This is a genomic window from Lacticaseibacillus jixiensis (assembly GCF_042847315.1).
In the GTDB taxonomy this organism is placed as follows: Bacteria; Bacillota; Bacilli; order Lactobacillales; family Lactobacillaceae; genus Lacticaseibacillus; species Lacticaseibacillus jixiensis.
On record NZ_BAAFPR010000003.1, the window covers coordinates 122,293 to 135,923 of the forward strand.

General features: G+C 51.7%; 11 protein-coding genes. All 11 read left to right on the forward strand.

All coding sequences use genetic code 11. The annotated features are described in order from the left end of the window. Positions 1–72: 72 nt before the first annotated feature. The 11 genes from dnaN to ACGG90_RS03025 all read left to right on the forward strand — a co-directional run bounded on the left by dnaN (position 73) and on the right by ACGG90_RS03025 (position 13,571). Positions 73–1,212: a DNA polymerase III subunit beta gene (dnaN, locus tag ACGG90_RS02975; RefSeq protein ID WP_390405675.1), complete on the forward strand. Its 1,140-nt coding sequence runs from the start codon at positions 73–75 to the stop codon at positions 1,210–1,212. 137 nt (positions 1,213–1,349) lie between these two features. Further along, positions 1,350–2,675: a hypothetical protein gene (locus ACGG90_RS02980; RefSeq protein WP_390405678.1), complete on the forward strand. Its 1,326-nt coding sequence runs from the start codon at positions 1,350–1,352 to the stop codon at positions 2,673–2,675. Between the two features lie 194 nt (positions 2,676–2,869). Beyond that, complete coding sequence (gene yaaA, locus ACGG90_RS02985; protein WP_390405681.1) at positions 2,870–3,085, forward strand: S4 domain-containing protein YaaA; 216 nt, start codon at positions 2,870–2,872, stop codon at positions 3,083–3,085. Then, positions 3,082–4,200 carry a DNA replication/repair protein RecF gene (gene recF / locus ACGG90_RS02990; RefSeq protein ID WP_390405684.1) on the forward strand — a complete coding sequence of 373 codons (1,119 nt, stop codon included), beginning with the start codon at positions 3,082–3,084 and terminating at the stop codon, positions 4,198–4,200. Before yaaA ends, recF begins: the two co-directional genes overlap by 4 nt. Positions 4,201–4,218: 18 nt before the next feature. Next, the gene (gyrB, locus tag ACGG90_RS02995; RefSeq protein WP_390405686.1) at positions 4,219–6,180 is read left to right on the forward strand and encodes a DNA topoisomerase (ATP-hydrolyzing) subunit B; all 1,962 of its coding nucleotides are present in this window, start codon (positions 4,219–4,221) and stop codon (positions 6,178–6,180) included. A gap of 298 nt (positions 6,181–6,478) precedes the next feature. Next, positions 6,479–9,082, forward strand: coding sequence for a DNA gyrase subunit A (gene gyrA, locus ACGG90_RS03000; protein WP_390405689.1), 2,604 nt, complete (start codon positions 6,479–6,481; stop codon positions 9,080–9,082). Between the two features lie 437 nt (positions 9,083–9,519). Next, on the forward strand, positions 9,520–10,224 hold the full coding sequence (locus ACGG90_RS03005) for an MgtC/SapB family protein (protein ID WP_390405692.1): 705 nt from the start codon (positions 9,520–9,522) through the stop codon (positions 10,222–10,224). A 139-nt stretch (positions 10,225–10,363) separates the two neighbouring features. Then, positions 10,364–10,660, forward strand: a complete 297-nt coding sequence (gene rpsF / locus ACGG90_RS03010) for a 30S ribosomal protein S6 (protein ID WP_390405695.1) — start codon at positions 10,364–10,366, stop codon at positions 10,658–10,660. 39 nt (positions 10,661–10,699) lie between these two features. Then, positions 10,700–11,272 (forward strand): single-stranded DNA-binding protein, encoded by a 573-nt coding sequence (ssb, locus tag ACGG90_RS03015; protein WP_390405697.1) that lies wholly within the window; start codon positions 10,700–10,702, stop codon positions 11,270–11,272. A 24-nt stretch (positions 11,273–11,296) separates the two neighbouring features. Continuing rightward, the gene (gene rpsR / locus ACGG90_RS03020; protein ID WP_225049327.1) at positions 11,297–11,533 is read left to right on the forward strand and encodes a 30S ribosomal protein S18; all 237 of its coding nucleotides are present in this window, start codon (positions 11,297–11,299) and stop codon (positions 11,531–11,533) included. Between the two features lie 937 nt (positions 11,534–12,470). Beyond that, positions 12,471–13,571: a DUF3800 domain-containing protein gene (locus ACGG90_RS03025; RefSeq protein ID WP_390405700.1), complete on the forward strand. Its 1,101-nt coding sequence runs from the start codon at positions 12,471–12,473 to the stop codon at positions 13,569–13,571. The last annotated feature ends 60 nt before the right edge of the window (positions 13,572–13,631 follow it).

Consider the following 13,631-nt stretch of genomic DNA (forward strand, 5'->3'; position numbering starts at 1 on the left):
AACCCCCAGCCCCTACTACTATTACTTAAAAGCTTTTATTATATATATAAACTCATCCACCAGGAGGTCATCATGAAATTCACCATCACACGCGCTACATTTCTCAAAACTCTCGGTGACGTTTCGCGAGCGATCACAAGCAAAACCACCATTCCGATCCTGACCGGCGTTAAGCTGGTTCTTAGCGATGATGGTTTGGTTTTGACCGGCAGCGACTCGGACATTTCCATCGAATCTCGCATCGATGCCAACGCTGAGACCAATGACTTGCAAATCGAATCTACTGGCAGCATCGTTCTGCCGGCACGTTTGTTCAACGAAGTGGTCAAGCGTTTGCCTGAAGCCAAAATGACCTTGGATGTCCAAGAAAACTTCCAAACCGTCATTACCAGCGGCTCCAGTGAATTCACCATCAACGGCTTAGACGCCAACAACTACCCACGCTTGCCGGAAATCGTCAGCCACGAACCATTAACGGTTAAAGCCGATGTCTTGAAACAGTTGATCAGCCAAACCGTTATCGCCGTCAGCAACCAAGAGAACCGGCCGATCCTCACCGGGGTCCATTTGGCAATTTCTGATGGGCAGCTGCTGGCAGTGGCCACCGACTCGCATCGCTTGGCGCAGCGCACCATCGAATTGCCAGAAGCAGGCGACGCTTCCTACAATGTGATCATTCCCGGCAAGAGCTTGGTTGAACTTGGCCGCACCTTGACTGACGACATTGATAACGTCGAGATCCGCTTCGCCGAAAATCAGGTATTATTCGTTGCTGGCCAAATCAATTTCTATTCCCGCTTGCTGGAAGGGAACTACCCAGATACCAGCCGCTTGATTCCAACGTCAAGCACCACCCAAATCGAATTCGACGCGCCAGTCTTGTTGGCTGCGATCCAACGGGCCAGCTTGTTGAGTCACGAAAGTTCTAACAACGTGGTGCGCTTGAACCTTGATGTTGATGCACAATCGGCCACGATTTACGGGAACTCTCCGGAATTAGGGAATGTTGAAGAAGCGCTGAACTTCACCCGCTTGGCCGGTGAAAGCCTGGAGATCTCCTTTAACCCTGACTACATGAAAGATGCGCTGCAAGGTTTTGGCCAAACTGCCATCGAAATCGACTTCACCGCACCGTTGCGGCCATTCACCTTGGTTCCGTCAGAAGATCATGAGCACTTTATTCAATTGATCACTCCTGTACGGACATTCTAGTGTTATTTAAATGGTTTTCTATTCTTTAAAAGTTGCGCAATGATGTGCAACTTTTTTTGTGGCCGCAAACGGATCGGCCCTTTTTATCGCGTATGCCTTAAGTAATGGACCATACGCGGCTAAAGGAGGGCGCAGCAATGAGAAAATGGTTGGTGATGGTTGCGGCATTGATTGGCTTGTGGTTGTTGGCCAACCAGCAAGTGCATGCGGCAGGAGAAGCTGATCCCAATTATCCAGGCTACGATCCGGCCCAAGGCGGGCTGGTGTTTGATCCGCCAGATGAGATATGGGTGCAAACTAATCAAACGACTGAAATTCCGTTCACGTATGCTGCCCACGGCTTTCTAGGCGGTTCAATTACGGCATCATTTCAAGTACAAATCAATTCGACATTTCAGACACTCACTTCAAACAGCTGGATTTATTTTGGTCAATTTGGCCAAGTTCGCAGATTGGCAAGTAATTATTCATTTATGTTGTTATCGACCAGAACTGATGAGGCTGATTTAACAATTAAGTTAACTACTTCCGGAGGTATTTCGATCATCAGGACGATTCGCGTGCATTTCGTTTCGGTGTTACCGCAACGGCTGGTCGCTAATGTTGCCCAACAATATTATTTAGCCGCGTATCCAATCAATGTTTATTGGCTAGATGACGGTCAGCGCCGATATGCCATCAATATGAGCAATCAAGTACTCCCTGGCACAGATACTAATATTTGGAACCGAAACGCAGGGGTTTATTTCAAAACGCCAGGGATTTCTTTTCAAGATCAGACTGTATCCACAGCCGCAGCTAGGCTGATTTCTGCAACCATACCAGTTCAATCAAATATACCGTCTGCGACTATTGCCACGACAGCCTATATTGGTATCCCGCCAATGATCGGCCGGGAAGGCCAGGCGATGCCCTTGGGTGCTTGGTATTATCAGCCGCGTTCAGGCACCAAGTTGACGTTCAAGTGGACGTTTACCGGGGCGGCGGCCAGTGTTGTGACTAGTGATCAACCTTTTGTGCCAGCTGATAAGCTGCCGCACTTCAATGGCAAAGTTTATGTTGAGTTGACTTACACCGATACTGCCAACAATTATTCAGCGACCATTCGTTCTGAAGACGTGAATTATCAGTTCATCGCTGCACCGCGCAGCCTCAGGCACATTGCCGTCAAAGACCTGATCCAAGGCGACGTGCGGGTACCGGCCACATTGCCGGCACTGGCGGTGACAGGGCAACAATATCTTGATGTGACAATGACGCCACTGCTTTCAGCAAACGGTACGCACTTGGATGCTGCGTTAGTCTTGTCCAACGGTGAGCAGGTGACACCGACGCATGCGGTGCGGATATTGCTTAATGGTGCACAAATACCACAGGCTGAATGGCTGTTTCATCGGCAAGTCAATGTGCTGGCCGGCGCGTATGAAGGGACGATCCTTTTCACACTGATCAGTGGGCCGTGAGAATGGCCAAATTTAGTACAACGCCCAAATTCGGCGATTCTTACGATTTTGATGGTAAGTGGGTGCAGGGGACTGATTAACTGCCAAACGGGCTTAAACCGCCTTAAAATGGCGATTTGCATTGTGTTTCACACGCGAAAATGCTATCATATATAGGTAGTATTAAAACTCGTAGCAAAGGAAGTGGGCGTTTCATGGCAACAGTTGCGATCTCGACTGAGTACATCACATTAGGACAGTTACTGAAAGAAGCCGGTGTGATCGATAGTGGGGGCCAAGCCAAATGGTTCCTGCAAGAAAATTCTGTGTTGGTCAATGGTGAACTTGATACTCGGCGCGGGCGCAAGCTGCGGGCTGATGATACGGTGACGCTTCCTGATGGCACTAAAGTCACCATCGTCAGTCAATGAGGCTGGCGCATCTAACGCTGAAGAATTATCGCAATTATGCGACGGTGGACACCGATTTCTCGCCGCAGATCAACGTCTTGATCGGCGAGAATGCTCAAGGCAAGACCAACTTGTTGGAGGCGGTGTACGTGTTGGCGTTAGCGCGGAGCCACCGCACCAATAACGATAAGGAACTGATCCGCTTCGGCAGCGACTTTGCGCGGATCACTGGCACGGTTGCGCGGGCTACAGGCAACAACCAACTGGAGTTAGTGATCTCTACGCAAGGCAAGAAGGCACGTTACAATCGCATCGAGCAATCGAAGCTGTCGGCGTATATTGGCCATTTTAATGTTGTGTTGTTTGCCCCGGAAGACTTGGCGATCGTTAAAGGCAGCCCAGCCAACCGGCGGCGCTTCATCGACATGGAGTTTGGTCAAATGAGTGTGAAGTACTTACAGGTACTCAGCGAGTATCGCGGTGCTTTGCGCCAGCGCAATGCCTATTTGAAACAGTTAAAATTTCATCAGGCCAAGGACATGGTGTTCTTGGACGTCTTAAGTGATCAGCTGGCAGCCGCCGGCGCGGAAATCGTCACGCGGCGTGCCAGCTTATTGCAACAAATGGCCACTTTTGCCGCAACGATCCACTCAGATATCACCAAGGGCAAGGAAACTTTGACCTTTCAATATCAAAGCCAGGTGCCAGAAAGTGCGCGACAAGATGTGGAACAAGCTTATGCGGCCATGGGCGAGCTGCTGGCCAAACACCAGAAGCGCGAATTAGAGCTGGGGACGACGTTGGCAGGTCCGCATCGTGATGATGTGGCGTTTCTGGTTAACGACAAAAATGTTGCCAATTTCGGCAGCCAAGGCCAACAGCGGACCACGGCTTTGGCGGTGAAGTTGGCGGAAATCGACTTGATGAAAGCTCAAACCGGCGAATATCCGGTGCTGTTGCTTGACGATGTGTTGTCAGAACTTGATGACGATCGGCAAACGCACTTACTCAAAGCCATTCAGAATAAAGTGCAGACTTTTCTGACCACCACCAGTTTGGATGGTATCGCTAAAGAAATCATTGCTCAGCCGGCTGTGTACCGGGTGGTTGGCGGGCAGTTGACGCAAGAACAATAGTGTACGGGAGGAATCAGCGTGACTGATAAACAAGAAGCGGCAATCGAAGCCAAAGAAGAGAAAGCCGCGGAATACGATGCCAGCCAGATCCAAGTGCTGGAAGGCCTTGAAGCGGTACGCAAGCGGCCGGGGATGTATATTGGCACCACCAGCAGCCAAGGCCTGCATCATTTGGTGTGGGAAATTATCGATAACGGGATCGACGAAGCGTTGGCTGGGTTTGCTTCAACCATCGATGTGACCGTTGAACCTGACAATTCCATCACTGTGTTTGATGATGGCCGTGGGATCCCTGTCGACATTCAAAAGCAAACCGGTTTGCCAGCGTTGGAAACCGTGTTTACCATTCTGCATGCCGGCGGTAAATTCGGCGGCGGCGGGTATAAGGTTTCCGGTGGTTTACATGGTGTTGGCGCCTCAGTGGTTAACGCCTTGTCGACGACTTTGGATGTGACAGTGGCCCATGGTGGTAAGTATTACTACATGGACTTCACCCGCGGCAAGGTCAAAACCAAGATGAAAGTCATTGGCGATGCGCCACAACATGCGCATGGGACCAAGGTGCATTTTGTTCCGGATCCGGATATTTTCACTGAAACCACCACGTATGACGACAAGATCTTGACCCAGCGCATTCGTGAGCTGGCCTTCTTGAACAAAGGCTTGCGCTTGACATTCACCGACAAGCGTGCCGACACCCATGAGAAATTGGTGTTCCATTACGAAGGCGGGATCAAAGAATACGTCGATTACTTGGACAAAGGCAAAACGGCGGTCCTCGAAGAACCGATTTACGTTGAAGGCCAAGCCAAAGGCATCACCGTGGAAGTTGCTTTGCAATACACCGACGACTACCACACCAACTTGATGACTTTTGCCAACAACATTCATACCTACGAAGGCGGGACGCATGAAACCGGCTTTAAGACGGCGCTGACGCGGGTGATCAACGATTATGCGCGCAAGTCCGGCCAGCTCAAAGAGTCTGATGACGCGTTGTCTGGGGAAGATGTGCGCGAAGGGATGACTGCGGTGGTTTCCGTTAAGCACCCGGATCCGCAGTTTGAAGGCCAAACCAAGACGAAGTTAGGCAACGCAGATGCGCGGACGGTTACTGACCGGACGTTTTCTGAGCATTTTGCCAAGTACTTGATGGAACATCCGGCGCAAGCGCGCCAGGTGGTTGACAAGTCCTTGCTGGCCAGCAAGGCACGCGCCGCTGCCAAGCGCGCGCGTGAAGTGACGCGTAAGAAGTCTGGCTTGGAAATTTCCAACTTACCAGGCAAGCTGGCTGATAACTCCAGCAAAGACCCTGAGATCTCTGAATTGTTCATTGTCGAAGGGGATTCCGCCGGCGGTTCAGCCAAGTCTGGCCGCAGCCGTTTGACGCAAGCCATTTTGCCGATTCGCGGGAAGATCTTAAACGTTGAGAAGGCCTCCATGGAACGCATCTTGGCCAACGAAGAAATCCGCACGCTGTTTACGGCGATGGGCACTGGCTTCGGTCAGGAATTCGACGTCAGCAAGGCCCGGTATCATAAGCTGATCATCATGACCGATGCCGATGTCGACGGCGCGCATATTCGCACGCTGTTGTTGACGCTGATCTACCGCTACATGCGGCCGTTATTGGATGCCGGCTTTGTCTACATCGCCCAGCCGCCGTTGTATCGCCTGCGTCAAGGCAAAATGATGCGCTACATCGATTCGGATGAAGAACTCGAAGAAGTGTTAGGCACCTTGCAACCAAGTCCCAAGCCTGAGATCCAGCGTTACAAAGGGTTAGGGGAAATGGACGCCAGCCAGCTGTGGGAAACCACGATGGATCCAGATAAGCGCCGCTTGTTGCGTGTGTCGCCTGAAGACGCCGAAGCCGCTGATGGCATCTTTGAGATGTTGATGGGCGACAAGGTCGAACCACGCCGCAAGTTTATCGAAGACAACGCAGTGTACGTCGACGCCAAGAACATCGACGCCTAAAACCAGAGCGGAGTAGCCCGTACTTAGCGGCATCATGACTTATATCACGCCGCGTTGGGCCGCCTCCGCGCACCTCCGCAATACCGATCCTACATTTTGCAATCAGCAATATATTTTGCCTGTTTTGTGAACATGCTTCTCGGATGCAGAGCGTGTATGGAAATTGTGCATAAAAGCTGGGAAATATCGGGACGGCTTCGTATTACTAAACTCAGCAAACTAACATTTTCCTATTCACAACCAATCACCGCGCATCTGCGCGATAAACTGTACCATTTTTGAAGGGAGACAAGCGTCAATGGATGACCGCCAAGAAAGCCGGATCACAACTGTTAATCTGGCCAAGACGATGAAGACATCGTTTCTGGAATACGCAATGAGTGTCATCGTCGCCCGGGCTTTGCCCGATGTGCGCGACGGCCTCAAGCCGGTACAACGCCGGATCTTGTATGGGATGAATGAACTCGGGGTGACCCCGGATAAGCCATACAAGAAGTCTGCGCGTATCGTCGGGGACGTCATGGGGAAGTACCATCCGCACGGGGATTCTTCGATTTACGAAGGCATGGTGCGCATGGCGCAAGACTTCTCATATCGCTACATGTTAGTCGATGGCCATGGTAACTTTGGCTCAGTCGACGGTGATGGCGCCGCTGCGATGCGTTACACCGAAGCGCGGATGAGCAAGATCACCATGGAAATGCTGCGCGACATCAACAAAGATACCATCGATTATCAAGATAACTACGATGGTACCGAGAAGGAACCAGTTGTGTTGCCGGCGCGTTTCCCGAACTTGTTGGTCAACGGCGCGACTGGCATCGCGGTGGGGATGACCACCAACATTCCGCCGCATAACTTGTCTGAAGTGATTTCCGCGCTGCACATTCTGATGGACAACCCAGAAGCGACCACGGCTGATTTGATGACAGCTTTGCCAGGGCCTGACTTCCCGACTGGGGCGTTGGTCTTAGGCAAGTCCGGCATCCGCCGCGCTTATGAAACCGGTAAAGGCGTCATCACGGTACGGGCCAAGACGGAAATCGTCACAGAGAAGTCCGGCCGCGAACGCATCATCGTCAGCGAGATTCCATACATGGTCAACAAGGCCAAGCTAGTGGAACGCATTGCTGAATTGGCGCGCGAGAAGAAAATCGAAGGCATCACTGACTTAAACGATGAATCTGACCGTGACGGGATGCGCATCACCATCGACATCCGCCGTGACATGTCAGCTTCAGTCGTGTTAAACAACTTGTTTAAGTTGACGCCGCTGCAAACCGGGTTCTCCTTCAACATGGTCGCCATTGTCAACGGTGCCCCAAAGACGTTGAGCCTCAAAGAGATCTTGCAGTATTACCTGCAACATCAAGAACAAGTCATCCGCCGGCGCACCGCCTATGAATTAAAGAAGGCCCAAGCGCGCGAACATATCTTGGAAGGCTTGAAGATCGCGCTGGATCATATCGACGCCATCATCAGCATCATTCGCTCAAGTGAAACTGGCGACAAGGCCAAAGTCGTTTTGATGGACAAGTATGCCTTGTCTGATAAGCAGGCCCAAGCGATTCTGGACATGCGGCTGGTGCGCCTGACCGGCTTGGAACGTGACAAAGTCGAAAATGAGTTGTCAGACATTCGCACCGCCATCGCCGATTACCAAGATATCTTGGCCAAGCCTGAGCGTGTCCATCAGATCATCTACGACGAATTGTTGGAAACCCAGCGCAAGTTTGGCGACAAGCGCCGCACTGAGCTGTTAGTCGGCGAAGATTTGAACATCGAAGACGAAGACTTGATCGAAGAAGAGAACGTTGTGATCACTTTGACCCACAACGGCTACGTCAAGCGTTTGCCTTCTGATGAATTCAAGACCCAAAACCGTGGCGGTCGCGGGATCCAAGGCACCGGCGTTCATGATGACGACTTTGTGGAGCACTTGATCTCCACGTCCACGCATGATGTGCTGCTGTTCTTCACCAACTCTGGTAAGGTTTATCGCGCGAAGGGTTATGAAATCCCTGAATACGGCCGCACCGCCAAAGGGATCCCGATCATCAACTTGTTGGGGATCGATAACAACGAGAAGGTCCAAGCCGTGATCAACGTGCAACAAGGCGGCTCAGGTGCTGACTTCTTGTTCTTCGTCACCAAGAATGGTGTGGTTAAGCGCACGCCAGTCAGCGACTTCTTAAACATTCGCAAGAACGGCTTGATCGCCTTGAACATGAAAGAAGACGATGAGCTCAGCCGCGTGATCGCCACAACTGGTGATGACACCATTCTGATTGGGACACATGCCGGCTACTCGGTGACCTTCAAGGAATCTGATGTCCGTTCCATGGGCCGCTCCGCCACTGGGGTGCGTGGGATCCGCTTGCGTGATGACGATTACGTTGTCGGCGCAGACGTGTTAACGCCTGATTCAGAAGTCTTCGTGGTATCTGAGAAAGGTTATGGCAAGCGCACTGCCGCTGCTGAATATCCGATCAAAGGTCGCGGGGGCAAAGGGATCAAGACGGCTAATGTCACCGAGAAGAACGGCGGCTTGGCAATCGTCACCACCGTTGATGGTGATGAAGATATCATGGCGGTTACCGACGCCGGGGTGATGATCCGCTTCAACATCGATACGGTTTCGCAAACCGGCCGCGCCACTTTAGGGGTACGCCTGATGCGTGTCGATGACGGCACCAAGGTCGTTACCGTGGCGAAGTTGGCTAAGGAAGAAGACACTGACGAAACGCCGGCACAGCCAGCTGCTGAAGGCACTGCTGCTGTTGACAGCACTGCAGGCGATAACGAAACGCCAGCCGGCGATGCCGATGCTCAAGTTGATGAGCTCTTGCGTCGTGCAGAGACTGATCAAACTGACGATAGCGACACTGATACCGACGAATAGCGCCACCTTGAGCCAGGGACCTGAATTTGGGTCCTTGGCTTTTGTGTACCAGAGCGAAGCAAAGCGGGTTTAGCGGTGGATATAAGGCGGGATGACATTTGGGCGGGTTTGGCCCAAGTGGCGTCACGACTTATATCACGCCGCGTTGCTTTGCGCAGCTCGACGAAAAAACCAGAGCGAAGCAGCCCGTACTTAGCGATGTGTGTAAGATGGCCTGAGCTAATGGCGGGCTTTGCCATAAGCTCGGGACAGCTTACACGCAATCGCGTTGGGCTGCGCAGATCGACGAAAAAATCAGAGCGAAGCAAAGCGCATTTAAGGCGGAGTGTAAGACGGGAGGACGTTTGGGCGCACTTGGCCCAAGCGGCGTCATGGCTTACACGCAAGCCCGTTGCTTTGCGCAGCTCGACGAAAGCCCAAGAAAGAAAGGCGGTAATATGCAATTTAAATTAAGTTTATGGGAGATCATTGGCCGCCTTGCGTTAGCCATTGTCGTGTCGGCGGTGATCGGTTATGACCGAGAGCACAAGAACCGCCCGGCGGGGATGAAGACGCATGTGCTGGTGTGTTTAGGCGCTTGTATCATGGCGTTAGTACAAAAGGAGATCGGCTTTAACGCGTTGAACACGGCACTGCAATATCCGAAGCTGTCTGGGGTGTTGCGGGCTGATGATGCACGCTTGATTGCCCAAGTTGTATCTGGCATCGGCTTTCTTGGTGCCGGCACGATCATTGTCCAGCACCGCACCGTGCGCGGATTGACCACTGCAGCCAGCCTGTGGGCGGTGGCGGGCTTAGGCTTGGCCATCGGGATGGGTGATTACCAAATCGCTGTACCAAGCGCTGTGGCCGTAATTCTGGTGTTGACTTTGCTCAAGCAGATCGTGCATGTCAATGCGATGAAGCGCATTGAGATCCAATATCGCCATAAGTTAGAAACCAAGCAATTCATTCAAGATTATTTCGAGGCGCATCATATCGAGGTCAACGATGTAAACTTCAGTGTCACGCAAGATGGCGACACGTCGATTTACGTCAATATCTATGAGATCAGCGTGCCGCGGGAGTTGAACTTACCGGATATCATCGAAGATATCTCTTTGAATAAGAACATCATGCGCATTCAGACGGTCAGCTTGTAGCCTTGTTTACAGAAAAAGTTTGTATTATCTGCTGACCTATGATAGTATCATAGTTTGTGAGTATGTGGCCTTTTTAGGCCATCGACTCCTTGCTCGCAGGTGACTGCGGGCCAAAGTCCATAAGGAGGTGAATCGTCAAATGGCTGAAACCAAGTATGAAATTACCTACATCATCCGTCCTGATATGGATGAAGAAGGCAAAGCTGCACTGGTCGAACGTTTTGACAATATTTTGAAGGATAATGGTGCTACCATCATTGATTCTAAGGATTGGCAAAAGCGTAAGTTCGCATATGAAATCGGCAACTACACTGAAGGTACGTATCACGTTGTGAACGTAACTGAAGATACTGCTGCTGCGATCAACGAATTCGACCGCTTATCCAAGATCTCTGGCGACATTCTGCGTCATATGATCGTTAAGCGCGAAGACTAATTCGTTATCTATCGCGAATTAACAAGGGAGGGCTAAGCGATGATCAATAGTGTCTCTTTAACCGGCCGCTTAACGCGGGAAGTCGAGTTGCGCTACACCCAAAGCGGGATCGCTGTTGGACGTTTCACAATCGCTGTCGATCGTCAATTTTCCAGCGCCAATGGGCAACGGGAAAGTGATTTTATCAATTGCGTGATTTGGCGTAAAAGTGCTGAGAACCTGAAGAACTTTACGCGCAAAGGTTCTTTGATCGGGGTCATGGGTCATATCCAAACCGGTCAATATACCAATGCTCAAGGGCAGACAGTTTATACGACTGAAGTAGTCGTGGAGAACTTCGCCTTGTTGGAATCACGTGCGACGACTGAAGCACGTCCGCAAGAACCTGCTGGGAGCAATCAGAACTCAAGTTACGGTCAGAACAACTTTGGCGGCCAGCCACAACAGCAGGCCCCGAACAGTTTCGGCGGTAATGCCCAACCTACCCCGTCATCCAATGCCAACAGTCAACCATCTTTCGGTGGTAACAACTCAGGCACCAATAACAATGCTGATCCGTTTGCCAATAATGGCCAACCGATCGACATTTCGGATGACGACCTACCATTCTAGAATCTTTGAAAAGGAGTGACATTCATGGCACAACAACGCCGTGGTGGCCGTCGTCGTCGCAAAGTCGACTTCATCGCCGCTAACCATATCGAATATATCGATTACAAAGACACGAACTTGTTGGAACGCTTCGTTTCCGAACGTGGTAAGATCTTACCGCGTCGTGTGACTGGCACCAGCGCTAAGAACCAACGCAAGCTGACTGTTGCGATCAAGCGCGCCCGTATCATGGGCTTGCTTCCATTCGTTGCAGAAGACTAATTGCGTCAAAAGACTCGCCTTGGCGGGTCTTTTTTTGTGCCCCAGAGCGGAGCAAAGCGCTCTTAGCGGTGGATATAAGGCGGGATGACGCAAAGGCGGTCTTTGCCTTGGTGGCGTCACGACTTATATCACGCCGCGTTGCTTTGCGCAGCTCGACGAAGAACCCCAGAGCGGAGCAAAGCGTATTTAGCGATGTGTATAAGACAGCCTGAGTCAATGGCGGTCTTGGCCATGGACTCGGGATGGCTTATACACAATCGCGTCGCTTTGCGCAGCTCGACGAAGACTACAGCGTCTAAAGCGGGGGACTTGCTCACCCCCCCGGACAGGCATTGCTTCGGCGCGCGGGGCAAGCGGCGGTGCAGGCAGTGCGGCCGGCGCCAACCGCGCAAAGTGCAGCGCGTTTTCTGCCTAAGAATTGAGCCAAACGCTCGCTTTGCTCACCTGCTTGTCTCAATTCTTGCCGCGATCAGCGTCGTGAGCCAAGCAAAGCCCGCTTGTCTCACGACGCTGATCGTTTCACGGCCTGACCGCCGCTTGCCCCGCGCGCCTACGCAACGCCTGTCCTCTGGTGTTCGAGTGAGGCTACGAAATGGCAGGACAAATGACTAATCAGAGGGGGCATATCTAGTAAAAGGTTTGTGATAAAACTGGAGAAATATGCAGAGCAAGGTGTGGATCCCGAATCAGCACTGTCGATAAGCTTACCTGCAAATTGATCCGTTATCTTTCAGAGAGTCAATCGGTTCAGCTTAGCAATCCAAGAATCTCACAGCGAAATATTAGCGATTTTGCTGTTGAGAGGATACACTGATATTGCTTAATGTGTGATGCAACTTGTGGGATCGGAGTGCTTAGCCCTTGCTGGACAAGGCATTGCGGCCATTGTTTCACGTGAAACATTCTGTTTGAATATTCACAGACAAAGGAGCACGACATGCCAGATTATGATATTTTGCTGGAGCGGATCTTGGAAGAAGATGGGCTGACAAAAGCGGCGTTGAGTCGGGAGATCATGATCGCACCTACTACGTTGAATCGACTGTTGGATGGCAGACGTCCCGCCAAAGCGACCCGCGCCAAGCTTGAAGCATTCTTCAAGCAGCGCCCGCCAACGACGTATCTGTATTTGGATGAGCGCTATGAGCCAGATATCATGGAAGTTAGCGTGGTGATCACTGAGGTGCCGCGGGTGCCAAAGTTTGCTCGGACACTGTATCCGAATGGTTGGTCTGGCAACGAAGAGCACAAGGCGATAGATTCCTCCAAGCAGCGGATCCAAGCCCTGCTGACAGCCTTACACTTGGATGTTTTGTGGCTTGGGGTACTGCAGATACCTGCTCACCATTTGCCAAAAGCCGCCGCCAAACAAGCCATTTTATTGCCGTATTTGCTGGCGATTATCACGGCGCTGCGCCAAGCGCCGCAAACACAGCGGTTAGTGATTGTGCTTGATGCACGCAGTGAATATCGACGGGCTGATTTCGTGCAAGCGGCAGCGGTACTCATCCAACAGTTAACGCTGCCGGATCAGCCGCGCTTGCAACTAACGCTGACATTTGCGAATTCTCGGCGGAGCTTGGGTATCCAAGCGGCTGACTTCACGGCTAGTGCCTTGCATCGGTTTGGTGATGCAGAGCTGGCCGGATTAGGTGTTGCTGTGATGCCGTACGATCCGACACTGATGCAACAGTTAACAGCAGTGATTGAAGCGCCTGTGTTGCCGCAAGCGGTGACGGCGACCTTATCTAATTTGACCCAGCTGGTGAACCGGGTGCTGTCACTGACGATCCAGCCGCTGCCGTTACTGGATCCGATCCCCAAAGCCTTGAAACGTTGGCAAAATACTCTGCCCAAACACACTAAGTACCAGTGGCGAATGATGCCTAAACCACGTGATTATGCTGACTTGGCCAAGCGCCTGGCGCTATTGATGCAGATGCGGCAAGCAGTTAGCTTACCACCTGCATTGCAAGGACTAGCTGATAGGCTGCGGCGCGATCTGAATATTGTGCCGAATCAGCCGACCCAATCTTAACCGTAATTAGCTGCCAACGTTGCGCGCCAGCTCGGCGTTTTGCCGGTTTGACTCGTGTGG

Coding starts and splice junctions, on each gene's coding strand:
- dnaN (WP_390405675.1), top strand. CDS start 73: ATGAAATTCACCATCACACGCGCTACATTTCTCAAAACTCTCGGTGAC.
- ACGG90_RS02980 (WP_390405678.1), top strand. CDS start 1,350: ATGAGAAAATGGTTGGTGATGGTTGCGGCATTGATTGGCTTGTGGTTG.
- yaaA (WP_390405681.1), top strand. CDS start 2,870: ATGGCAACAGTTGCGATCTCGACTGAGTACATCACATTAGGACAGTTA.
- recF (WP_390405684.1), top strand. CDS start 3,082: ATGAGGCTGGCGCATCTAACGCTGAAGAATTATCGCAATTATGCGACG.
- gyrA (WP_390405689.1), top strand. CDS start 6,479: ATGGATGACCGCCAAGAAAGCCGGATCACAACTGTTAATCTGGCCAAG.
- ACGG90_RS03005 (WP_390405692.1), top strand. CDS start 9,520: ATGCAATTTAAATTAAGTTTATGGGAGATCATTGGCCGCCTTGCGTTA.
- rpsF (WP_390405695.1), top strand. CDS start 10,364: ATGGCTGAAACCAAGTATGAAATTACCTACATCATCCGTCCTGATATG.
- ssb (WP_390405697.1), top strand. CDS start 10,700: ATGATCAATAGTGTCTCTTTAACCGGCCGCTTAACGCGGGAAGTCGAG.
- rpsR (WP_225049327.1), top strand. CDS start 11,297: ATGGCACAACAACGCCGTGGTGGCCGTCGTCGTCGCAAAGTCGACTTC.
- ACGG90_RS03025 (WP_390405700.1), top strand. CDS start 12,471: ATGCCAGATTATGATATTTTGCTGGAGCGGATCTTGGAAGAAGATGGG.